The organism is Pseudomonas quebecensis, from assembly GCF_026410085.1.
Classification (GTDB): domain Bacteria; phylum Pseudomonadota; class Gammaproteobacteria; order Pseudomonadales; family Pseudomonadaceae; genus Aquipseudomonas; species Aquipseudomonas quebecensis.
In genome coordinates this window covers 2,215,698-2,239,378 of the sequence record NZ_CP112866.1, presented here as the reverse complement: position 1 = coordinate 2,239,378, position 23,681 = coordinate 2,215,698, and the positions used below count along the sequence as shown (strand labels likewise).

Annotated in this window: 14 protein-coding genes; 2 read left to right on the top strand and 12 right to left on the bottom strand. The window is 62.5% G+C overall.

Annotation, left to right across the window (positions count from 1 at the left end; all coding sequences use genetic code 11):
- Window positions 1-5 precede the first annotated feature (5 nt).
- Complete coding sequence (locus OSC50_RS10480) at window positions 6-4,871, top strand: dermonecrotic toxin domain-containing protein (protein ID WP_266247921.1); 4,866 nt, start codon at window positions 6-8, stop codon at window positions 4,869-4,871.
- Window positions 4,872-4,911: 40 nt separating this feature from the next.
- On the opposite strand, the gene OSC50_RS10475 is transcribed toward OSC50_RS10480, so the two are convergent.
- Together OSC50_RS10475 and OSC50_RS10470 are read right to left on the bottom strand one after the other, a co-directional pair.
- A complete protein-coding gene (locus OSC50_RS10475; protein ID WP_181076949.1) occupies window positions 4,912-7,287 on the bottom strand; it encodes an efflux RND transporter permease subunit in 2,376 nt (791 codons plus the stop codon).
- 15 nt (window positions 7,288-7,302) lie between these two features.
- Window positions 7,303-8,343 (bottom strand): WD40/YVTN/BNR-like repeat-containing protein, encoded by a 1,041-nt coding sequence (locus OSC50_RS10470; protein ID WP_181076969.1) that lies wholly within the window; start codon window positions 8,341-8,343, stop codon window positions 7,303-7,305.
- 308 nt (window positions 8,344-8,651) lie between these two features.
- Between OSC50_RS10470 and OSC50_RS10465 the strand changes: the two genes are divergently transcribed.
- Complete coding sequence (locus tag OSC50_RS10465) at window positions 8,652-9,767, top strand: Gfo/Idh/MocA family protein (RefSeq protein ID WP_181076947.1); 1,116 nt, start codon at window positions 8,652-8,654, stop codon at window positions 9,765-9,767.
- A gap of 207 nt (window positions 9,768-9,974) precedes the next feature.
- Here OSC50_RS10465 and OSC50_RS10460 read toward each other — a convergent pair whose 3' ends face one another.
- The 10 genes from OSC50_RS10460 to OSC50_RS10415 form a co-directional block, all read right to left on the bottom strand.
- Window positions 9,975-11,678: an AMP-binding protein gene (locus OSC50_RS10460; RefSeq protein WP_266247919.1), complete on the bottom strand. Its 1,704-nt coding sequence runs from the start codon at window positions 11,676-11,678 to the stop codon at window positions 9,975-9,977.
- A 31-nt stretch (window positions 11,679-11,709) separates the two neighbouring features.
- Window positions 11,710-13,008 carry an acetyl-CoA C-acetyltransferase gene (locus OSC50_RS10455; RefSeq protein ID WP_266247918.1) on the bottom strand — a complete coding sequence of 433 codons (1,299 nt, stop codon included), beginning with the start codon at window positions 13,006-13,008 and terminating at the stop codon, window positions 11,710-11,712.
- Window positions 13,005-13,895 (bottom strand): MaoC/PaaZ C-terminal domain-containing protein, encoded by an 891-nt coding sequence (locus OSC50_RS10450; protein WP_181076942.1) that lies wholly within the window; start codon window positions 13,893-13,895, stop codon window positions 13,005-13,007. Before OSC50_RS10450 ends, OSC50_RS10455 begins: the two co-directional genes overlap by 4 nt.
- A gap of 4 nt (window positions 13,896-13,899) precedes the next feature.
- On the bottom strand, window positions 13,900-15,243 hold the full coding sequence (locus OSC50_RS10445; RefSeq protein WP_266247916.1) for a 3-oxoacyl-ACP reductase: 1,344 nt from the start codon (window positions 15,241-15,243) through the stop codon (window positions 13,900-13,902).
- Between the two features lie 39 nt (window positions 15,244-15,282).
- Complete coding sequence (locus OSC50_RS10440; RefSeq protein WP_266247915.1) at window positions 15,283-17,808, bottom strand: acyl-CoA dehydrogenase; 2,526 nt, start codon at window positions 17,806-17,808, stop codon at window positions 15,283-15,285.
- Window positions 17,809-18,036: 228 nt separating this feature from the next.
- Window positions 18,037-19,491, bottom strand: a complete 1,455-nt coding sequence (locus tag OSC50_RS10435; RefSeq protein WP_181076936.1) for an outer membrane protein transport protein — start codon at window positions 19,489-19,491, stop codon at window positions 18,037-18,039.
- Between the two features lie 133 nt (window positions 19,492-19,624).
- Complete coding sequence (praB, locus tag OSC50_RS10430; protein WP_181076935.1) at window positions 19,625-20,119, bottom strand: alkane oxidation protein activator PraB; 495 nt, start codon at window positions 20,117-20,119, stop codon at window positions 19,625-19,627.
- 131 nt (window positions 20,120-20,250) lie between these two features.
- Entirely contained in the window at window positions 20,251-20,745 is a 495-nt protein-coding gene (praA, locus tag OSC50_RS10425; RefSeq protein WP_181076933.1) for an alkane oxidation protein activator PraA, read from the bottom strand.
- Between the two features lie 134 nt (window positions 20,746-20,879).
- Window positions 20,880-22,160, bottom strand: a complete 1,281-nt coding sequence (locus tag OSC50_RS10420) for an alkane 1-monooxygenase (RefSeq protein WP_181076932.1) — start codon at window positions 22,158-22,160, stop codon at window positions 20,880-20,882.
- Between the two features lie 308 nt (window positions 22,161-22,468).
- Window positions 22,469-23,461, bottom strand: a complete 993-nt coding sequence (locus OSC50_RS10415; RefSeq protein ID WP_253508006.1) for an alpha/beta fold hydrolase — start codon at window positions 23,459-23,461, stop codon at window positions 22,469-22,471.
- Window positions 23,462-23,681 lie beyond the last annotated feature (220 nt).

Genomic DNA, 23,681 nt, shown 5'->3' with positions numbered 1-23,681 from the left:
ATTTCATGCCCACTCCAGATACCCGGATCCTGGCGCAAGCCGTACACGCGCAATTTGCCGCGCGACCTACCTTGCGCTCGGTCACCACACAGATGTTGGCCGACAACCTGCGGGATAAATACCCGCCTTTGACCCTGCCCGCCTCCGCCCTCTACCTGGCCCACCCGCGTGACGGCGGCGGCCGCGCCTTGGCGCCGTTGGTGGAGGTCGCGCTGACTTACCTTGCCGACGGCTCACTGCCCGACCTGTCAACGCGCGGCGGCCTCGATGCCTACTTGAGCGACGCCAGCGGAACACGCCTGGTTTATGACGCGCAAGGCTCGCGCGCGTATGACCTGACCGTTATCCAGGATGCAATCCGGGAGCTGCCCTTGATCCTGCATGTAGGTTTTCAAGAAGCCTTGAGCGTGTTCTGGAGCGAGGACGACGGCAGCGGTAACACGCGCTGGCAATGGCTCGCCGGCGTGTTGCAGGGCGTGTTTCGGGGCTGCACGATCAACCAGCCCGGGGCCGACCCCTTACAACTGCGCACCCTGACCAGCCTGGTCCGCTACCCCGCACGGGAAACCCGCAATCGACAGGCATGGCCCGGCAGCGCCGTGCATGCTTATTGCGTGGAAACGCGCCTGGAACACGACGACGTCACGCTCACGCTACAGGGCAGTGAAATCCTCATCGTCAGCGGCGAACGGGTCTGGCTGTATAGCCTGCCGGGCCAACTGGAAGCCTTTGCCAGCCTGCAAGCCTTTGGCCTGGCATGGGGCGAACGCATGGCGCAACGCTACAACGCCGAAAAGATCACCTGGCGCCAATACGAACCCGATGGCGACCTGTTCGAGGTGCAAGCGGCGCTGGTGCTCAACCAGCAACTGGAAGACCTTGCCGCGTTCGATCTGCGCGTGCAGACCACGCCAATCGAACTGGCCGCCCGATTGGCCGCGCTCACCGATCCGGCGCCCTTGTTCATTGCGCCTGGGTCGACGCCTGCGCCGTCGCTGGAGGCAGTCCGGGCCGCGCTTCCCGACTGGCTCAAAAACGCCTCGACGGCCGACCGACTGGCCTATCGCCAATGCCTGCTGGAGCAGGCCAGCCTGCAGCGCCTGAACCCTGGCGAACGGTATCTGGACGGCATCGAGACGCTGCGCAGTTTTGCTGCCAAACGCTTGAACCAGCAATTGTGCCGGGGTCGCAATGCCGCCCTGAACCTGGAGGAAACCTGCACCGATGACGCCACGTTGGCCTGGCGCGCCGAAGACTTGCAACTGGTCTTCAAGGTCGCAATCGGTACGCTGCAGGGCGGTTACCTGGAAACGGTGACGATGAGCCTGGTCGACCTGGCCCTGAAAAACCTGGCGGGCAAGCCCAGCGGCAACGTCACCCTGCGCCACCGCGAGAGGCGGGAAATCGAAGCGTGGCTGACCACCGATTACCTGATGCAGATGATCGAACAGGTCGACATTGGTCGCTATTATCCCGCCTATTTGCGCGAACACCTGCTGGACGACAATCCGCAGGCGCAGAAACGCCAGCAATTGTTCATTCAACAATGCCCGGTGCAACTCAAGACCCTGGCACTGGAGTACAAAATCAAGGGTGAAGGCGGACTGACCCGGCGTGGTTTCCAGTGCGTCAGCGCGGTGGTCGAGCCCGTTCGCGCCCAACGCTGCGTCGGCGACGATGAAATCATCATGCGCGTGCTGGCCTTCAGACGAAAACCCGACGCCCACGCCGACGTCGTACAAAACATGTTCATCATCGAGCCGCGCAATGCGGATGCCGGACCGCATGTGCTGTATCGCCCGGCCTACGCTCAGTCACTGCTGGAGTTTGCCAGCCGCGAACAACTGCTCAACGCTATCGCCGCGCCTGGCGAGTTGCAAGACAGCGTCCTGACCTGGTTGCCGGATAACGCCAGGGCGATCTACAGCAACGGTGGTTTTACCGAGCCCCATATCATCCGTTTCAGCCTGGGCTCCGAATCCGACGTATTGCCCGGCGTTCCCAGCCCCGCCACGCTGGCGCCGGCAGACGATCGCAGCGCGGGCGAGATACTGGGTTACCTCAGCAATGGCCGGTTGATGGAGTACCTGTTCGGCAGTGAGGCGCGCCAGTTGGTGGACCTGGCGCAGCGCCAGTCGACGTCCAGCGCGCAAAGTCGCTGGGCGCATCTGCTCGAAGGCGTGCAACTGGGTTTCAACACGCTGCTGGTGGTGATACGCGGGCCGTTGGCCGCCGCCGCGTGGATGCTGCAACTGACGCAGAGCCTTAGCCAGGATCTGCCGGCGCTGCAAAGCGATGACCCGGTTGCCCGAGAGCTGGCCTGGGTCGACGTGCTGTTGAACATCGGCATGCTGCTGGTGCATCAGGGCCAGGCGAGCGAGGCAATGGTAGAAACGGAGCACCGCGCGCAAACCCTCGCCCAGCTGCCGTTACGTCGACGCCTTGGCGACCCCGTCAGCCACCCTCAAGCGCAAGTGCACTACGCAGGCACCGGCGTGCCTTCCGAGCCGCCCGGCGGGGGGCGCACGCCGCTGGACTTCGACCGCTCCCTGGCCAGTGACAGCGCTTCGGCGCGGCTACTGGAAAAACTGCTGGCGGTCAGCCGGCCCTGGCCAAAGCCTGCGCCCGCTGCCGTCGATATCGGCCCGTTCCAGGGTTTGTACAGGATCGACAGCCTGTGGCATGCCTCGGTGGGCGGCCTGTTGTTTCGCGTCTCGATCGTACCGGGTGTGGGCGAGGTGTTCATCATCCATCCACAAAAAACCGACCACCCCGGCATCAAGCTCAAGACCGATGGCAAAGGTCATTGGACGCTGGATCGAGGTCTGAAACTGCAGGGCGGTGGCCCCAAGCGTATTGCTGCGCTGCGCGAGGAGAATCGTGAGAAAACGCGCCAACTGATCAATCGCGCAGAAGCCCTCAACGCAGAAATCACACCGCAGATGGCTACGCTCAGGGAATCGATGACACGCATGGAAGAGGCTGACCAGGCCCTGGCCAGACAAGGACGCGTGCTGAATGTGGCGTGGAACCTGATGGACCAGGCCGACGTGCAGCAAAGACCGGCCCTGCAGGCCCGGCACACCCAGGAGATGCAACGGCACAGCGCGGCCCGCGCCCAATTCGAAATCCTTATGCAGACCCTGATCGAACGCTTCGAGCACACCTCGCGGTTGCGCCAGGAGGCCATCCAGGTCGGCCGCGACCTGGAAAAGTTCGGCGGCGCCAGGATGCACGTGCAGGAACGCGCCAAGATGCTGAAGCTGATCTGGGAGCAGCAATTCGTCATTCACACCTATCTGCGTAACTGGACCAACTCCCTGCTGTACTCCAACCGTGGCGAGCCGATGGGCCATCTGGAAAAACGCATGCTGGTCAGTTACGTATTGGGCGATCCCGGTGCTTACAACGAACATGTCAGCCGCAGCATCGAAATGGCCGATGCACTTGAGCGTATGGGCCAACTCGCCAGTGAGATGGAAACCACCCTCGATCAACTGGAACAGGATTCCGGCGCGGGTCGCGCGATCCGTCAGGATTTCCTGGCGATGATCAATCCGAGCACTTTCTTCAACGAGAACATGCGCCTTAGGGCGCTATCGGCGCTGGCCGGAGTGACGGCCGTCGTTTCCGACAGCCGGTTGCCACCCCAGGAGGCGCTGTACGTCAAGCGCCTCAACAGCCTCGATATTCATCAGGCGGTGCAGTCGCACATCGCCGTGCGCAGCAGCGACGGGTTTCCTCTCGATGAGCAACGCAACGTCTATGAAAGCCTGCTCGCCCATTACAACGAGTACGAGAACGGCATTCAGGCGCTCAAGGCCATCAATCCGCTGCGATTGCCGTCCAGTTCCGAGCGTTTTCTACAAAGCCTGCGGTACGCACAGGCATTGGCGCAAAACGAATTAGAAAGCGTGGTGCGCAAACAGGAGGCCCTGGCGGTCGAATTGCCCCTGTCGAAAACCCTGCGGGCGAAGGCCCCCACCACCAAGGTATTCCGCACCCGCGGGAAAGACTATCTGGTGGGCGATTTCAAACTGACCGATGCACAGGAGGAGCAGGTGACCATCACCGACGCCTTCACCACCAGGGCCCTCACTACCTTCAAGAAAAGCGGCGACGGTTGGGCGCAAGTCGTTGAAAAAGACCCGGACGCGCCAGTGACGAGCCCACCTAAAATCGCCTTGGCCACCCTGCGCGAGCAAGGCCGTGGATTGATCAACCAACGAGCCGCCATCGAGCAGGTCATCAGCGCCCAGCAGAGTGAACTCGACGACCCTGTCACCCGCCAGGCCATCAACCCGGCGGACTGGGAGGAGCTGCTGGGCGGCCAGGCCCGTGAACTGGACGCGGTGGCCGACGAACTGGCCCACCATTACCCCGAGGCGTCCACAGACTTGATCGAGGAGTTTCGCGTCAACGCCCGGGACATGCAGCGCAAGGCCGTACAGGTGTGCAGCGCCGCCTACAAATTGCAGTGGCCGACCCAGGTAGGCATCGAGTACTTATGGCGCAACCAGCAGATCGATATCAACCTGACCAGCCTGGCGGCCCCGCAACGGCCGACCCTGCGCGGTGACTTTTTCACCGAGTACGCGGTGTACGACAAGGTCGGCAAGCCACCGAAGGTGTTGTGGTACGCCCACTTCCACTACGCCACGGCGCAGGCGCCGGCCGCCGCGTACACGCGGGCGCATTTGAAATTGCCCGAACAGCGCAAGTTCACCCAGAAGGACCTGCTCAAGGAGCATGTGCAGCAGCAGTTGCAGGCTCACGGAGAACCTGGCGCGGTGCCGCTGCGCAGCATCGTCTACGCGCTGATCAGCCCGCCCGTGGACCAGCTGTTCTTGGCCATCGCACCCCGCCCATGAAGCGTACGGCCCGTGCTCTGAAGCACGGGCCGCTCAAGGCTCAGTGGGCGAACAGCGAATTGCCCTTCTGCCCGGCCAGCTTTTCCGGTTTGATCAGGAAGCGCGCCAGGGCCGGCAGCAGCCACAACGCGCCGAACATGTTCCACAGCAGCATGAACGTGAGCATCAGGCCCATGTCAGCCTGGAACTTGATCGCCGAGAAAATCCAGGTACACACGCCGATCGCCAGGCACAGGCCGGTGAACAGCACGGCTTTGCCGGTGGACTTGAGCGTCTGGTAATAGGCTTCCTGCAGCGGCAGGCCCGCGCGCAGGAAGCTTTCCAGGCGGCTGTAGATGTAGATGCCGTAATCCACGCCGATCCCGACGCCCAACGCCACCACCGGCAGGGTCGCGACCTTGACGCCGATGCCCATGAACGCCATCAGCGCGTTGCCCAGCACCGAGGTCAACACCAGCGGCAGCACGATGCACAGGGTGGCCGCCCAGGAACGGAAGGTGATCATGCACATGGTCGCCACGCACAGGTACACCAGGATCAGGATGATCAGCTCCGACTCCTTGATCACCTCGTTGGTGGCCGCTTCGATGCCGGCGTTACCGGCGGCCAGGATAAATTCCAGGCCGTCCTTGTTGTTTTCCCTGGCGAATTCCTGCACCGCATGCACCGCGCGGTCGAGGGTCTCGGCCTTGTGGTCGTTGAGGAACACCAGCACCGGCGCGAGGGAACAATTGTTGTTGTACAGGCCGTCGGCGCGGGCGATGGAGTTGTTCAGCACATCGGGGTTGCGCGACAGGGTTTCCCATTTCAGGTTGCCCTCGTTCATGCCCTTGATCATTTGCTTGGACACGGTGACCAGCGAGATCGCCGACTGCACGCCCTCGGTGTTCTGCATCTTCCACATCAACTGGTCGATGGGCGCCATGGCTTCATAGCGCGAGCAGCCTTCGGCCTTGGTCTTGACCATCACCACCAGCACGTCGGAGCTGGTGGAGTAGTTGCTGATGATGAAGTTGTTGTCTTTGTTGTAACGCGAGTCCGGGCGCAGTTCCGGCGCGCCCTGGTCGAGGTCGCCGATCTTCAGGTGCTGGCTGTACCAGAGGCCGCCGCCGAAAGCGACCAGGGCCAGCAGGATCGAGACCGGCGCGACTTTGGCACTGGCGAACCTGGACAGCAGGCGCCAGAAACGATGCTCACGATGCGCATCCTTTTTACTGCGCTCGATGGCGCGCTTGCTGATGCCGACGTAGGAAATCGCCACCGGCAACAGGATCAGGTTGGTGAACACGATCACCGCCACGCCGATGGAGGCGCCGATGGCCAGCTCGCGGATCACGCCGATGTCGATGATCAGCAGGGTGATAAAGCCCACGGCGTCGGCGAGAATGGCGATCATGCCCGGCAGGAACAACTGGCGGAACGTGCGGCGCGCAGCGGTCAGGGCGTTGTCGGCGTCGCTCGATTGCAGGGCGATGCCGTTGATCTTTTGCACGCCGTGGGAAATGCCGATGGCGAAGATCAGGAACGGCACCAGCATCGAGTAAGGGTCCAGCCCGAAGCCCACCGCATGCATCAACCCCAGCTGCCAGACCACCGCCACCAGGGTGGTGATCAGCACGGCGATGGTGCTGCGGATACACCAGGTGAACCAGTACAGCAGCACCAGGGTGATCATGAAGGCGATACCGAAGAACAGCACGACCATGATCAGGCCGTCGATCAGGTCGCCGACCTTCTTGGCAAAGCCAACGATATGGATTTTCACGTTGGGGTTTTGCGCTTCGAACTTGGTGCGGATCTTGTCTTCAAGCTCGTGGGAAAACTTCTGGTAATCCAGGGCGAGCAACTTGCCCTGGTCCTGCGGGTCCGGGTACGACTCCAGCAGCGGAATATCGACGATGCTCGACTTGAAATCGTTGGCCACCAGGCGCCCGACCTGGCCGGACTTAAGCACGTTGTTACGCAGTTGATCGAGGCTTTGCGGCGAGCCGTTGTAGCTCTGCGGGATCACCTCACCACCGGCGAAGCCTTCTTCGGTCACTTCGGTCCAGCGCACGCTGGGGCTCCACAGCGACTTGAGGCCCGAGCGGTCGACGCCGGAGATATAGAACACCTCGTCGTTGATCTGCCGCAGAGTCTCCATGTACTCCTTAGTGAAAATGTCACCGTCCTTGGCTTCCACCGAGATACGCACCGTGTTGCCCAGGTTGGCCAGGTCGTTGCGATGCTCCATCATTTTTTCGATGAAGGGGTGCTTGAGGGGGATCATTTTTTCGAAGCTGGTGGACGGGCGAATCAACGTCGCCTGCCAGAACAGGAACACACTCACCAGCAGGCAGATCACGATCACCGCCGGGCGATTATTGAAGATCAGGCGCTCAAGAAAGGTCGCTTTATCGTTGTGATGACTGCTCATGCTTTCTCTGCCTTCTTATTGTTTTTCGAGTTCGGCGCCCGTTGGCCTGGCGACGCGAACGCCGCCCTGCCCGGCCAGAATCAGGTTGCCATTGCCTGCGGCGGTCACCGCCGAGAGGGAGATGCGGTCCGGGCGGTTGAACACGCTGAAGGTCTGGCCGTCGTCGTGGCTGACCACCACGCTGCCGCCGTTGCCGACCACCACCAGCGAGCCATCCTCCAGCAAGGTGGCGCCCGACAGACCGAACTCCAGGGCGCCGCGCGCGGCGTTGAGCTCGACCTGCTCCCACGTGCCGCCGAAATCCGTGGAGCGGTAAAGGTTGCCGCGCAAGCCGTAGGCCAGCAGGGTTTGAGGTTGTGCGGTGCCGATCACGCCAAACAGCGAGCCCTCGTAGGGACCTTCGAGTTTTTCCCAGGTCTGGCCGTCGTCGCTGGAACGGAACATGCTGCCCTGCTCGCCGACGATAAACAGCCCGGCGTCCTTGATGGCGGCGATGGCGTTGAGGTGGAACTGGTCTTCGTTGTCGAGGCGGTCGCTGACGTCTTCCCAGCTGTTGCCGCCGTCGTTGGTTTCCAGCAGCGCACCGTAAGCGCCGACGGCCAGGCCGTGGCTGGCGTTCTTGAACCACACGTCGAGCAACGGCGCTTCGCGCTTGAGGTCTTGATACTGCTGGGTCCAGGTGGCGCCGCCGTCGCTGCTGGCGAGGATCTGCGCATCGTGGCCGACGGCCCAGCCGTGTTTGTCATCGACGAAAAATACAGCGGTAAGCAGTTGCCGGGTGGGGACCTTGGCCTGGGCCCAGGTGGCGCCCTGGTCATCGGAATAGAGGATATGCCCGCGATCACCGACCGCCACCAGGCGCTTGCCGGCGTGGACTACGTCGATCATCAGGCCTTTGGCGGCCTTGGGGGATTCAATCGCAAACACCGCGGCGGCGGGGGTATCGCTGGCGGCCTGGACGGCGGTCGACAACGCGACAGCCCCAAACAGCGAGAGCGCTGTGGCCAGCAACGCAACCCTGCGTGCGGCGCGTGGGCGGCAGACAACCCAACCCATGACAGGCTCACTCATAGACCTTTCTCCCATTTATTATTGTTAGGTCTTGCCATCCCGGGCTCTGAAACCTGCAATCTAGAGCGCCTGGAGGAAGCAGGGGCCATCCTATCGGGCTTTGGAATCGTCTGACAATCAGCGCTACGTTATCTTTTGTTAACTGGCGGCGTTTGGCCATGCGGTGAATATGGCCGCATTCGTCAGGCTGATTGTGCTGGGCTATCTGAATTTTTATTCCATCTATTGAATTATGAGAATTTTTATTCCATTAATAGCCGCTCTCACAACAATAATCCAAAGGATCAAAGGCTATGCGCGAACTCGGAATCGGCCTGATCGGCACAGGCTTCATGGGCCGTGCCCACGCCCTGGCGTTCAATAACGCCCGGGCGGTATTCGAACTGCCGGTGCACCTCAAGCTGGCCGCCCTGGCCGACGCCGACACCGAGCGTGCGCAGCGCTGCGCCCACGCCTGGGGCTTTGCCAAGGCCCATGGCGATTGGCAGGCGCTGATCGAAGACCCGGCCGTGGATGTCGTGGCTATCACCACACCTAACCACTTGCATTACCCCATGGCCATGGCCGCGATTGCCGCCGGTAAAGCGGTGTACTGCGAAAAACCCCTGGCCGTCAGCCTTGAACAGGCCGACGCCATGCGCCGTGCAGCGAGCACCGCCGGGGTGGTGACGCGGGTCGGTTACAACTATCAGCACAACCCCATGATTGGCCTGGCGCGGCAAATGATCGCCAATGGCGAGCTGGGCGAGATCATCAGTTTCCAGGGTGAATTCAGCGAAGACTTTATGGCCGACCCGCAGTCGCCGTGGTCATGGCGCTGCGAAGTGGAACACGCCGGCGGCGCCCTGGCGGACCTGGGCAGCCACGTGTTGTCGATGGCGCGTTACCTGGTGGGCGAAGTGGCTAGCGTGTGCGCCGACACCCAGACCGTCCACCGCCAACGCCCTGCGGTTACCGGCAGCGCCGAACGCAAAGTCATCGCGGTGGACGACCAGGTGCATGCCCTGCTGCGCTTCACCAATGGCGCACGCGGCACGGTGAGCAGCAGTTGGCTCAAGCACGGTTATAAGAACCATCTGAGTGTCGAGATCAGCGGCACACAGGGCACATTGGCGTTCGATCAGGAACGTTTGAATGAACTGCGCCTGTGCCGCGTCGGCCAGGAAGGTTTCCAGCGCCTGCTGGCCGGCCCCGCCCTGCCCGGTTACGCCGCCTTCAGCCCGGCGGCGGGGCACCAACTGGGCTACAACGAATTGAAAACACTGGAAGTGCACGAGCTGCTCATGGCCGTGGCCGGCCAGGGCGCGGACGGCACTGACTTTGAAGCGGCGTGGGCCGTGGAGCGGCTGGCGACCGCGATTCGCCTGGCGGCCCGCGAGGAACGCTGGGTCAACGTAAACGCGGTCTGACACTCCACGCAAACCCTAAAGACTGACAAATAATTCTGTGGTGAGCAGGCTTGCTGTGGTGAGCAGGCTTGCCCTGCGCTGGGCTGCGAAGCGGCACCACACCCAGGCACCTCGGAGTATCAGCTGAAACCACATCGCCTGGAATGGCTATCAAAGGTGGGAGGGGGCTTGCCCCTCCCACCTTTAGATCAGCTGCATACATTTACATCAGCGCAACGCGCGGCGCAGGACTTTGCCCACGGTGGTCTTGGGCAGTTCGGTAGTACGGAATTCCACGTAACGCGGCACTTTGTAACCGGTCAGGTATTCCCGGCAGTGGGCGAGTATTTGCTCCTGGGTCAGGCTCGGGTCCTTGCGCACCACGACAATCTTGACCTTCTCCCCGGTCACGCCGTCCTCCACGCCAATCGCCGCCACTTCGGCCACGCCGGGGTGCAGGGCCACCACGTCTTCGATTTCGTTGGGGTACACGTTGAAGCCTGAGACCAGGATCATGTCTTTTTTACGATCCACCAGGCGGATATAGCCACGTTCGTCCATCACGCCGATATCGCCGGTGGCCAGCCAGCCTTCGGCATCCAGCACTTCGGCGGTTTCCCTGGGGCGTTTCCAGTAGCCCTGCATCACCTGTGGGCCGCGCACTTGCAGCTCACCCTGCTCGCCGATGTCGGCCAATTCGCCGTCCTCGCGCATAAAACGCACCCAAGTGGACGGCAACGGCACGCCGATGCTGCCGGTGAAGTCCATCTCGCGCATGCGCGAAATATCGATGGGGCTGATGCTCACCACCGGCGAGCACTCGGTGAGGCCATAGCCTTCGATGATCGGCAGCCCGGTGACTTCCTTCCAGCGCTTGGCCACAGCGGTGTGCGTGGCCATGCCGCCGGCGATGACCATGCGCAGGTCGGAGAAGTCCCGCGCGCAGAATTCCGGGTTTTCCAGCAACCCATTGAACAGTGTGTTGACCCCGGCAATCCCGTTGAAACGCTCCTTGCGCAGAATCATCTGCACCCGCTTCACATCCCGAGGGTTGGCGATCAGGATATTGCGCCCGCCCAGGCACATGAACATCAGGCAGTTCACCGTCAGGGAAAAGATGTGATACAGCGGCAGCAAGGTCACGTTGGTTTCCTGCTTGTCCTGATCCAACTGGTCGCCGACCCACGCCTTGGCCTGCAACAGGTTGGCGATGATGTTGCGATGGCTGAGCATCACGCCTTTGGCATCGCCGGTGGTGCCGCCGGTGTACTGCAGAAACGCCAGGTCATCCAGATGCATGGCCACTGGCTGCGGGTCAAGCGCCCTGCCCTGTTGCAACGCCCGCTTGAAGCGCACCGAGCCACGCAAGGTAAAGGCCGGCACCTGCTTTTGTACGCGGCGCAGGATGAAGTTCATGGCGGCGCCCTTGAAGGTGCCGAGCAGGTCGCCGATGGCCGCGATCACCACGCGTTTGACGCTGCTGCCTTCGATGACTTTTTCCAGGGTGTGGGCGAAGTTTTCGAAGATCACCACGGTTTCGGCGCCACTGTCCTTGAGCAGATGTTTGAGCTCATGGGCGGTGTACAGCGGGTTGACGTTGACCACCACCGCTCCCGCCAGGATTGTGCCGAGCAGGCAGATCGGGTACTGCAGGCAGTTGGGCATCATCAGTGCCACGCGGTCGCCGCGCTGTACGCCCTGGGCCTGCAGCCAGGCAGCAAAGGCAAAGCCTTGCACCTGCCAGTCGGCGTAGGTCATTTCGGTGCCGATGCTGACGTAGGCGACGCGCTCGCGGAATTTTTCCAGGTGCTCCAGGAACACCTCGCGCAGTGAGGGGTAGCCCTCGATGCCGGCGTCGATATCGGCCGGGACGCCGGGCAGATAAGCGTCCAACCAGATGCGTTCGCGTTGTTCCAGGCTGATAGCGTTCATGGCGGTTTCCTTGTTGTTGTTTTTAACAGCGCTATTTTTCGACGATGGCGGTAATGCCCAGCCCGCCCGCGGCGCAGATCGAAATCAGGCCGCGGCCGCCGCCGCGCTCATGGATCGCCTTGGCCAGCGCCGCCAACTGCCGACCGCCGGTGGCGGCGAACGGATGACCGCAGCCGAGGGAGCCGCCGTTGACATTCATTTTGGCCCGGTCGATCGCCCCCAGCGGTGCCGCCAAGCCTAGCCGCTCGCGGCAGTAGTCGGGGTCTTCCCAGGCTTTGAGCGTGCACAGCACCTGGGCGGCGAACGCTTCGTGGATCTCGAACAAATCGAAGTCGGCAAAGCTCAAGCCTTCACGTTGCAACATGCGCGGCACCGCATAGGCAGGCGCCATCAACAAGCCTTCGCTGCCGTCGATAAAATTGACCGCTGCCGTCTCGCCGGTACGCAAGTAAGCCAGCACCGGCCAACCGTGCTCGGCGGCCCAGGCTTCGCTGGCCAGCAGCACCACCGAGGCGCCATCGGTCAGCGGCGTGGAATTGCCGGCGGTGAGCGTGCCGCTCTGGCGGTCATAGGCGGGGGACAGGCCGGCGAGCCTCTCCAGGCTGGCGTCGGCACGCAGGTTATTATCCCGGGCCAGGCCACGATGGGGGCTTATCAGGTCGTCGAAGAAGCCGCGCTGGTACGCCGCCGCGAGGCGCTGATGGCTGGTGAGGGTCAATTCATCCTGGGCCAGGCGTTTGATCTGCCAGCGCTTGGCCATTTCTTCGCAGTGCTCGCCCATGGACAGGCCGGTGCGCGGCTCACCGTTGCGCGGCAGCAGCGGCTTGAAAAACATCGACGGACGGACCTTAAGCAACGCCTTCAATTGGTTACCCATGCCCTTGGCGCGATTGGCCGCGAGCAAGGTGTGACGCAGGGACTCGTTGATGCCGATCGGCGCATCGGAGGTCGTGTCGGCGCCCCCGGCGATGCCCGCTTCGATCTGACCCAGGGCAATTTTATTGGCCACCAGCAACGCCGCTTCCAGCCCCGTGCCGCAGGCTTGCTGCACGTCGTAGGCGGGCGTTTCGGGCGACAGCGTGGTGGACAGCAACGACTCGCGCGCCAGGTTGAAATCCCGCGAATGCTTGATCACCGCACCGGCGGCGAACTCGCCCAGGCGCTGGCCGTGCAGGTTGTAGCGGTCCACCAGACCTTGCAGCGCCGCCACCAGCAAATCCTGATTGCTGTCGTGGGCGTACACGGTGTTGGAGCGCGCGAAGGGAATACGGTTGCCGCCGATAATCGCCACGCGGCGGGTCGGCGCCGGGTTGAAGCTGTAGTGACTCATTGCAGGTTCTCATTGAAGGACAGCAGGCCGCGCAGATGGGGTTTGTCGCCCGCACCGTTGCGCACTTCGAAAGCGCGACGCGGGCCGCTGGAAGGTGGATTCCACAGCGCGACCTGGCCAGGCAGCAGGATCGGCAACTTGAATTCGCACCGCACCTCGGCGCGCTCCAGGCCACCCGGCGGTTGCTGGGCGGCGAGCGCGCGGCCCAGGGTCCACATGCCATGGGCGATGGCGCGGCGAAAGCCGAACAGCCTGGCGCCGATGACCGAGGTGTGGATCGGGTTGAAATCCCCGGACACCTTAGCAAAACGCCGGCCCAGGTCGGCCGGCAACAGCCACTTCTGGGTACGGACCCAGCTGTCTGAAGCCACGCCCAGCGCGTCCACCCAAGGTTCGCCGACCGGGTCCGCCACGCCCCGGCGCAGGTACAGGCTATCGCCCTCCCACACCAGCGCGCCCGCGCTGTAGGCGCGAGTGGCGATGCTCAGAGCCTGCCCTTTAGGGTGAGCGACCCAGCGCTCGGCATACACCTCCAGCCGCAACGCCTGGCCTTCCCGCAGGCGTTGGTACTGCCGAATGCGGTTAGCCAGGTGCACCATGCCGCTGGCCGGGTACGGGAAACTGGGGCGGGTCAACAACATCAAGTGCAAAGGAAAGGCCAGCACATGGGGATAGGTCAACGGCACGCCCTGCTCGCGGCGAAAACCGCAGGCGCTGCCATACGCGGCGATACCCTCAGCCGACAGCTCCACCGCCGGGCGCACCAGGCGCGCCTTGGGCAGCAGCGGCGCGCCGTCCAGCTTGGGTTTGCGCAGTGCGCGCATACCATCCAGCAGCAGTCGCGTGCGTGACGGCGGTGGGTCGATGATTTGCGTCAGGTCGTCCATGGCATCAGGCTCCCAACAGGCTTTGGCCGCACACGCGCACCACTTGGCCGTTAACCCCGCCCGACGCCGGATGGGCCAGCCAGCCGATGGTTTCGGCCACGTCGATCGGCTGCCCACCCTGGGACAGCGAATTCATGCGCCGCCCTGCCTCGCGGATCATCAAAGGGATGCGGGCCGTCATCTGCGTCTCGATAAAGCCTGGCGCCACGGCATTGACCGTAACCTGCTGAGTCGCCGCGCGCGGCGCCAGCCCTTGTACCAGGCCGATCACACCGGCCTTGGAGGTGGCGTAGTTGCTTTGCCCGAGGTTGCCGGCGATGCCGGAAATCGACGACACGCAGACAATGCGGCCGCCGGGGTTGAGGCCCTCGCACTCCAGCAACGCGTTGCTCAAGCACAGCGGCGCCTGCAGGTTGACCGCCAGCACACTCTGCCACGCCGATTCGCTCATCTTGACGATGGTTTTGTCGCGGGTAATCCCGGCGTTGTGCACCACCACATCGAACGCGCCGTACTGGCTGACATGGGCCTGCAACAGCGAGGCGGCGTCGGGCGCGGTGATATCCAGCGGCAATGCCGAACCGTTCACTGCGCCGGCGGCCTGCTGCAGGGCATCGTGGGCCTGAGGCACGTCCACACAGATCACATGCGCGCCGTCACGAGCCAGCACCTGAGCGATGGCCAGGCCGATACCACGGGACGCGCCGGTGACCAGCGCGCGGCGGCCGGCGAAGGGTTTGTCCCAGTTGACCGTGACGTGGCCGTCCACCGGCGCGTGTACGCGCACCACTTGCCCCGACACATAGGCCGATCGGCGCGACAGGAAAAACCGCAGGCTGCTGTCCAGCGCGTCCTCAGCGCCCGGTGCCACGTACAGCAACTGCACGGTGATAGCCCGGCGCAGCTCCTTGGCCAGGGACCGCACCAAACCTTCGAGGGCGCGCTGGGCGACGGCCTGGGGCAGATCCGCGCAGTGCTCCGGCGCCGTGCCGAGCACCACCACCCGCGCGTGCTGGCCGAGGCGTCTGGCATTGCAGTAGAAGAACCGGTACAGCTCGTCGAGTTGCTCCAGGCTGACAAGCCCGCTGGCATCGAATACCGCGCCTTGCACCTTGACCGTAGACGGCGCGTTGAGTGTCGCCGGGGTGGCGGCAACTGTGTCGGTGTCGCTGAAAACCCGTTGCACCTGGGTCATCAGGCGCCCTGCCCCGGCGACAATCACCGGGTTCACCAGACTTTGCTGGCCGCTGCGATGACGCTGCAACGGCAAGGGCTGCGGCAAGCCCGCCGCCTGTGCCAGGCGACGGCCCCAGGGCGAATTGACGAAGGTTAGGTAGCTGTCACTCATATCAGCAATCACTCTCAACACATTCTGATCGGGTTTTTCCTAGTTGACCGAGGCGTTTTCGCCCTGAGCCGTACGACGCTTGGTGGTCGGCTCCAGCGCCTGCTTGCGCTGCTGCAACGCCTCCAGCAATCCGAAGTCCTGGGGGAAGTCATCCACCTGGATGCCGTGATCGGCGTATTCCACGTAGCGGGCGAGCAAGGCCTCCTCATCGTCGCTGATCAGGTCCAGTGCCCGGGCCTTGACGCGCCAGGTGGCAAAGGCCGTGGCGGAGATCGGCAGCGGGTCGAGCACGCCTTGCTTGATCGCGGGCTTGAGCCGGGCGTCGATCAGCTCCACCTGGGGCAGCAAACGGAAGCCCAGTTCGCCATAAGCCAACTTGTCGATTTCCGGGCGCGGGATGTAGGAATCGGCCAGCAAGCGGTCGCGGGTGGCGCCGGGGGTCTGTACCGCGTCGGCGACGTCGGCCAACAGGCGGTCCGACGGTTTGCGCAAGGGCAGACCGAACGGAAAACTCAAGGCCCGCATCACCCGCGCAGCGGTTTTGGAGGGGTAATTGTCGAGCACTTCGGCCAGGGCTTCATGGGCGCGCAGCAGCGCGTCCTGGGCCGACCAATGCACCAGCGGCAGGTCCGCCTGGGGGCGGCCATCGTCCTCAAAGCGTTTAAGCACGCAGGACAGGATATACAACTGTGACAGCACGTCCCCCAGGCGCCCGGTGAGGCTTTCCTTGCGCTTGAGCGCACCGCCCAGCACGCCCATGGAAACGTCCGAGATCAGCGCCAACACCACCGACAGCCGATTGGCCTGGCGGTAGTAGGACGCCAGCGCAGGGTCGGTCTTGGCCGGTACGGAAATCAGCCGGCCGCCGGTCAGCCCATGTACCGCCGCGCGCACGGTATTGGCCAACACAAAACTCACGTGACCGAACATGGCGCTGTCGAACGCTTCCAGCGCTTGGCGCCGGTCCGGGTTGCGCGCCGCTTCCATCTCGCGGAACACATAGGGATGGCAACGGATCAGGCCCTGGCCAAAGATGATCAGGCAGCGCGTCATGATGTTCGCGCCTTCCACGGTGATGGCGATGGGGCTTTGCTGGTAGGCACGGGCCAGGAAGTTATTGGGGCCCATGCAGATGCCTTTGCCGGCGACGATGTCCATGCCGTCGTTGACGATCATCCGGGCCCGCTCGGTGACGTGGTACTTGGCGATGGCCGAGATCACCGACGGCTTTTCGCCGGCGTCCAGGGACGCCACCGAGACCTTGCGCACCGCGTCGCAGGCGTACAAATGCCCGGCCATGCGCGCCAGCGGTGCCTGCACCCCTTCGAACTTGCCGATGGGCAGGCCGAACTGTTTGCGCATGGCCGCGTAGGCCGAGGTGCCCCGCACCGCGACCTTGCCCAGACCGACATTGGCCGAAGGCAGGGAAATCGCACGACCGGCGGCCAGGCACTCCATCAACATGCGCCAGCCGTTGCCGACCTGCTCGCGGCCGCCGATCACCCAGTCCAGCGGAATAAACACGTCCTTGCCGGTGGTCGGGCCGTTCTGGAACACCGCGTTAAGCGGCCAGTGCCGCCGGCCGCTGTTGACGCCGGGGTGGGAGGTGGGAATCAACGCGCAGGTGATGCCCAGCGAGCCGGGCGTGCCGAGCAGGCCGTCCGGGTCTTCGGCGCGGAACGCCAGGCCCAGCACCGTCGCGATCGGGCCAAGGGTGATGTAGCGCTTGTCCCAGGTCACCCGCAGGCCCAGCACTTCCTGCCCGTCATGCAGGCCCTTGCAGACGATGCCCACATCGGGAATCGCCCCGGCGTCGGAACCGGCGTAGGGGCTGGTCAGGGCGAAGCACGGGATGTCTTCGCCACGGGCCAGGCGCGGCAGGTAGTAATTGCGCTGGGCATCGGTGCCGTAGTGCAACAACAGTTCGGCCGGGCCGAGCGAGTTGGGCACCATCACCGAAATGGCCGCCGCCGAACAGCGCGTGGAGAGCTTCATCACCACTTGGGAGTGGGCGTAGTGGGAGAAGCCTTTGCCGCCGTATTGCTTGGGAATGATCATGCCGAGGAAGCCGGCGCTCTTGGTGTACTGCCAGCCTTCAGGGGACATGTCCTGCCAGACCTGGGTGGTTTCCCAGTCGTTGGCGATGTCGCACAGGGTTTCCACTTCGTTATCCAGAAACGCCTGTTCCTCGGCGCTGAGACTGGCCGGCGCGGCCTGCAGCAGGCGCCGCCAGTCGGGTTTACCGCTGAACAACTCGGCATCCCACCACACGGTGCCGGACTCGATGGCCGCGCGTTCCGTGTCGGACATGGCCGGCATGATCGTGCGAAACAGGCCGAGCGCCCTGCTGCTTAGCAGCGCGCGCCGCAAGGGTTTTATCGTCATCAGCAGCGCGGGAGCCACCACCAGCAGCACCGCAACGCTGACGCCAAGGCCAGCGACCACGCCGAACAGGTAAGCGAGCGCCAGCCACACCAGGCTGACCCCCAGCCATTGGGCTGCCGCCGCTTGTCGATACGCCAGGGCAAGCGCTGCTACGAAACCCGCCAATAACCAGATAACCATGGGAGACCTCTACTCGATTCAGGGCACGACACCTATGCAAGTCGCGCAAGCACGACAGCGGCGTAAAGCCACACTACAAACGGGAAGATACAAATTCAAATTTTTTTTTGAAATTTTTATTTAATGTCTGGGCGAAAAATAACGGCTGAGCGGACTCAGCCGGTTGCACGAAAAAATCACCGGCAAGGCAGCCAGATGCGCTGGCTGCTCCCGCCCTTCAACGTACGGTTAGAACGCGTAGGTCGCCGATACGCTGACCACATCGCCCGACGATTCGGCTTTACCGTCGAGTCGCGCGCCGCCCAGGCGATCCACGTTCTGGGTCTTGAGCTTGACCTCCTGCACGAACTGGTGGGAATACGCCAAGTCCAGGCTCAGGCCCTTGACGGCTTTGACATCGTAGCCGGCGCCCAATGACAGGAACGTACGATCGCCATCCGGAATGCGCGGGTCGCGGGTCGAATTGCGGGTCGGCGTCTGGTCGAGAGCAACACCGGCGCGCAGGGTCAGTTCGTCGGTCAACCGATAGTCGCCGCCCAGGGAATACATCCAGGTGTTCTTGTAGTTGTAGGGAATGGAGACAACGGTGGTGCCGCCAGACTCAAGGGTCAGGTCCTTGAACGATGACCACTCGGTCCAGGTGACGCTCGCCCCCAGGGTCAAACGGTCATTGAACTGGTGCACCCAGTCCAGGCCCGCCGTGGCGGGGATGTCCAACTGGACGCTGGCATGGGCGCCGTTCGGGTACAGTTCAAGCCCTGGATAAGCAGTGTTCACCAGCGTACCGGTGCCGCCGAACGGACTCGGCTGAGTCATCAGGTTGTTGGAGAACTGGTCGGCGCGGACGGTGTATTTGCCGGTCATCTTGTTCTTGATCTTGGCGTGATAATTCAAGCCCAGCGTGTCGCGGTCCGTGGGTTTCCACACGAGCCCGGTAAACCAGCCGGTCGAAATATTATCGACTTTGACCCGCATCAGGGCGCTGCCCACATCCGACGGGAAGTTGATGCCACCCAGGACTGAATCGGACACTGCCGCGGCGGACAGCAGGTCGACGTTCTGACTGACGAAGCCCTTGCTGTGCTGCACGATCAATCCCCCGCCGAGGGAAAACTGGTCGTTGACCTTGAAGGACAGGGAGCCGGTGAGCCCCACCGTTTCAATCTTGGTGTCCACGGCAAAATCGCGCAGTTTCGAATTTTCATCCCAGGTGGAGCGCATGCCCTGCGGCACGACCTGGCTCAAGCCGAACGCGAACCGGTCTCCGAGGGGCATGACCATAAAACCGGTGGGCAGCCACGCGGTAAAGCCGCCCTCGCCGCCGTCGTTGTTATTCGGCGTGGCGGCTGCCACGTCAGGAAAACCGTTGGCGTCCAGCGGCGTGCTGGAAACGGGGTTGCCGGCGTAATCGAAGGCATCGCCCTTGTACTTGATCTTGATGCGCGCATAGTCGACGGTAAGCTGCGCGACGTTGTGTTCGACGAAGGCCATGGCCGCCGGGTTGTTGTAGGCGGAGCTGGGGTCATTCTTGAACAGCGAACCGCCGGCAAAGGCCCTGCCCCAGCCTGGCGCGCCGTAAGTGGGGGTTGAAAAGCCGCCGGCCTGAACAGGCGCAGCCACTACCACGCCGCCTATCAACGCCAGCCCCAGCAAAACCTGCACATGTTGTTTCTTATTATTCATGCGGCACTCCTTATTGTTATCGCTCCGAGCCGGCCCTGCCGGTTCGTCCTGCTGCCTGGCCCAGCCTGAACCGGCGCCCGGTAAAGGCGCCGGTTTTTCCACGGGTGATCAGCCCTTCGTTCTCAACCGGCGATCAAGGCACGATGGTCAGTGCCGGGCTTGGGGTCACGCTCAGGCTGGCGACCGTGCAGTTGCCGCTCAGGGTCTGGTTGGTCGCGGTGAGCACACCACCGCTGTAGCCCACGGTGATGGTGGACGGGCCGCAATTGGAAGCCGGGTAAAGAATCGAAGCGGCGATGGTATAGCCGACGTTGGTCACGGTACCCGCCGTTGGGCCGGTGGCGGTGAGGGTCCACGGCAGGCCGGTGATTTTCGGCAATGCGCAAAGACCGCCACCGGTGACCGCCACGCCGGTGATTTTGGCAACGCCGGTGGCGTCGACATTACCGGTGAAGGTGGCGCCGCAGTTGACGGTTGCCTGGAAAGAAGACGGCGATTTCACCGAAATCGTCCCAGGTGCGGTAAAGCTGGTATTGACCGGGGCGATGCTATAGGCGTTCGCCATCGACGCAGCACCCATGCAGACAGCCAGAGCAGACAACGATACGAGGGTTTTCAAGCTTTTCATTGTTTTTCCTCACAGTGATGGCGAGTCATTCGCCAGGGGTAATGGCCATGAACGAGAGGTCACGGTGAAACTGCAGAACTTCCCTTTCCAGCCAAATTTCAATGCAATTACCGCTATTAATGTGCGTTGCGTTAATCAACCACTTTGAAGTTGGGCGGCATCTTGATCGACACCGTTTTTATCTTGCAGTCTTCGCCAATCGGCACATTGGCCGCTTCCAACTTTCCAGTGGCGTTATCCCAGGTGCCATCAGCGGTAGAGGGACCGCACTTGCCGCCCAGACCGAAGGCATGTACATCAACGCTGATTTTTGACATGGACCCGCTGCGGCTGTCTTTGGCCACCAGTATCCAAGGCAAGTTAATGGCCTCCACCCGGCTGCACTTGAGGCCGCCATCGAATTCAACTTTGTCGACATTGACCGATGCGCCATCCGCCGCCACTTTGCCGGCGACTTTAATGGTGCAGTCGGCGCTGATCAGTGCCCCCTTGGAAAAGCTGATGGGACCCTGTGCCGTAAAAGCGCTGCCGGCCGGCTCGATGCGGGCGGCCTGGGCCTGGTGATAGGCGATCAGCCCCAACGCGGCCAATACGACATGAGCGGTGAATTTGGCGGGTGCCTGCATGGTGGACGTCCTTCCCTTTAATTGTTTTTGTTCGGGTCAAACACAACTTGCTAACTATTTGAGCGACAAACCCAGGGCGACAAAAACCCGCGCGCTGGATACACCGCGCGCCGACAACCCTGTTTCTAATTACATTAAAACGGTGTGGCGTTATGGCTGTACTTCTCCAGATACTTCAAACGTTGCGACGGTTGAAGATTGGTCAGGGTGATATCCCCGGCATAATGATTAAGTACGCGATGGTCCATGCGGCGGCGCCACAAGTACGGCACATAGGCCCAGACAATCATGCTTGCATAACCATAGGGCAGTTGCGGCGACTCATCGAAGTGGCGCAACGACTGATAACTGCGCGTGGGGTTGGCATGGTGATCGGAATGGCGCTGCAACTGGAATAGAAAGATGTTGGTGACAATCCGATTACTGTTCCAGGAATGTCGGGGTGAACAACGCTCATAGCGCCCGTTGGGCAACTTCTGACGCTTAAGGCCGTAGTGTTCGACATAGTTCACGACTTCCAGCAACGAGAATCCATAGATGCCCTGGATAATCAGGAACGGAATCACCGCCGCCCCGAGCCAGGCAATCATCGCGCCCCACAGCACCACGCTGTACATCCAGGCACTGAGCACGGCGTTTTTCCAGTGCCAGGCCGGCAGACCGAGTTTGCGCAGGCGCTCACGCTCAAGGTTCCAGGCCGAGCGCGCGCTGAACCACACCGAGCGTGGTAGAAATGCCCAGAAGCTTTCCCCCAGGCGCGAGCTGGCCGGATCTTCCGGGGTCGCGACGCGGACGTGATGGCCACGGTTGTGTTCGGTGTAAAAGTGCCCGTAGAAGGTCGGCGCCAGCGTGACCTTGGCCAGGAACACCTCCAGGGGTTTGGGTTTGTGCCCCAGTTCATGGGCGGTGTTGATCGCAATCCCGGTGGCGGCACCGGTCGACATGGCCATGCCCAGGTAAGTGAACCAGCTCGGTTCGCCATGCAACTGAGTGCGGGCGGTGACGTAAGCGGCCACCTGGGACAGCCAGTCAGCCGGGTCGAGATGGGCGGTGGCCTGTAGCAGCCCGCCGTCGATGATCCAGGCAATGCCCCCCGCGGCGAGCCAGCCGGTGATCACCACCGAGGCGATCACAAAGAGTACGCCCGTGTAGACGATCCAGCGGTAATAGCGTTGGGATTCAAGGTGGCCGACGGCGGATTCCGGTGGGTTGCTGACGTCTTCGCCGAGCAGGCCGTCGATCAACGGAATCAGGCCGAAGATCACCAGCACCCCGACCCACCAGAGCTGCTGAACGCCGGTGCTGATCGCCAGTGCTCCGGACAACAGCGGCGTGGCCAGGGGCATGATGCCCAGCCACCACAGGTGGCGTTTGCCATCGGCCCATACCGAAGGTGCTGCGAGCGTCTGGTTCATGGCAGCCTCCGGGCAAAACGCGCAGGCCGAGTGGCGGACCACAGGATGGGGGAGCGCGAGCGGTCCCCGGACATCAAGCATGCGATAAAAAGCGTTTTTTTCATTTTTGTTCGCTCTTAGGCACTTCAAAAAATTCATTTCAAAATAAATATTGAAATATTTTTTTAAATAGATAGCGCGGAATCGTTAGGTCGTCAACTACTTTGTCGAGCGCTTTTTCCGGTGACTGCGCAGTCTTTTTTCAGGTCCGCCAGTCAGGTCTCTAGAACGACGGTTTGCACCGCCCCGCCCGAACACGACGGCCATGATTATTTGTTCGCCAGGGCAACGGGCGGGGTCAGCTGCGTATTGGCCTGCCCTGACCGCACGCGCTTGGCCACCTGCTGCACCAGCTCCACCACCCGCGGCGTGGCGGTAATCGGCAGCATGTGGCCGCGCCCTTCAACGAGCTGCAGTTTCAGGCCCGGTACCCTGTCGGCGAGCGCCTGACCGTGCGTGCGAAAGTCCAGCACCCGGTCCCGCGCGCCGTAGATCAAGCCAATCGGCAAGGTCAGGCCTGGGTAGCGCCGGACCATGTGCGGCAGGTCGTCGTTGACCAGGGCAATTTCACTGGAGGCGGCATAAAAGTTGGCTGGACGCATGCCCAACAGGCCACCGCCACGGGTGGCGAAATCCTCGGGCGCAACATCCGGCGCGAAGATGCCTTTGACCACACTGCGCCGAGTCAACAGGCCAATGGGCACCGTCAACGTATGGGCAACCCAGCGGCGCAGCCATGCCGGCCGCACCGCCAGCGACCAGAACACCGGTGGCAATGTCGGCTGGGGATGAGTCAGTGGCGCCACCAGGACCAGGCCCGATACCGTCTCAGGATGGTCGAGGGCCAGCGCCAGAGCGAGCGCGCCCCCCAGGGAATGCCCAAGCACCAGCGGTGGGTCCAACCGCAACGCCTGGATGAACCGGGCAATTTGCCGCGCCTGGCCCGGCAGGTCGGCCGCAGTGCCGGCGCGGCGCGTGGAGTAACCCGAGCCCGGCCGGTCGAGGGTGATCACCCGAAACTGCTCGCGCAAGTGACCGGACAAGGCGTAGGTCAGGTTGCGACTGCTACCCATCAATCCGTGAATCATCACCAATGGCGGCCCGTTGCCCTCTTCCACATAGTGGAATTGCTCGCCGTCGACCTCAATAAAACGGCCAGCGCGCGGCACGGCCTTTTCAATGCGCCGCGTCATCCAGGCGCTGAAACCCCAGGCCATTGCACACGCCCCCACACCCGCAGCCATTACCCATTCCATCGTCATGCGCTCGGTCCTCTGCATTCCCTGCCGCCGGCGCCCCAACCGGAATTGGTCGGGCCTCGGCCACCGCACACACCCTGGACCAAAGCCTGATACAGACATGCGCGTCCGTCGGACAAATCGCACATTCGAGACAAGGACCTAGCGTAGGCGATATTTTCAGGTAGATTATTTAAAATCTTTTTTAAAATAATTAATTAAATTTTCCTTTGCAACGGCGTTC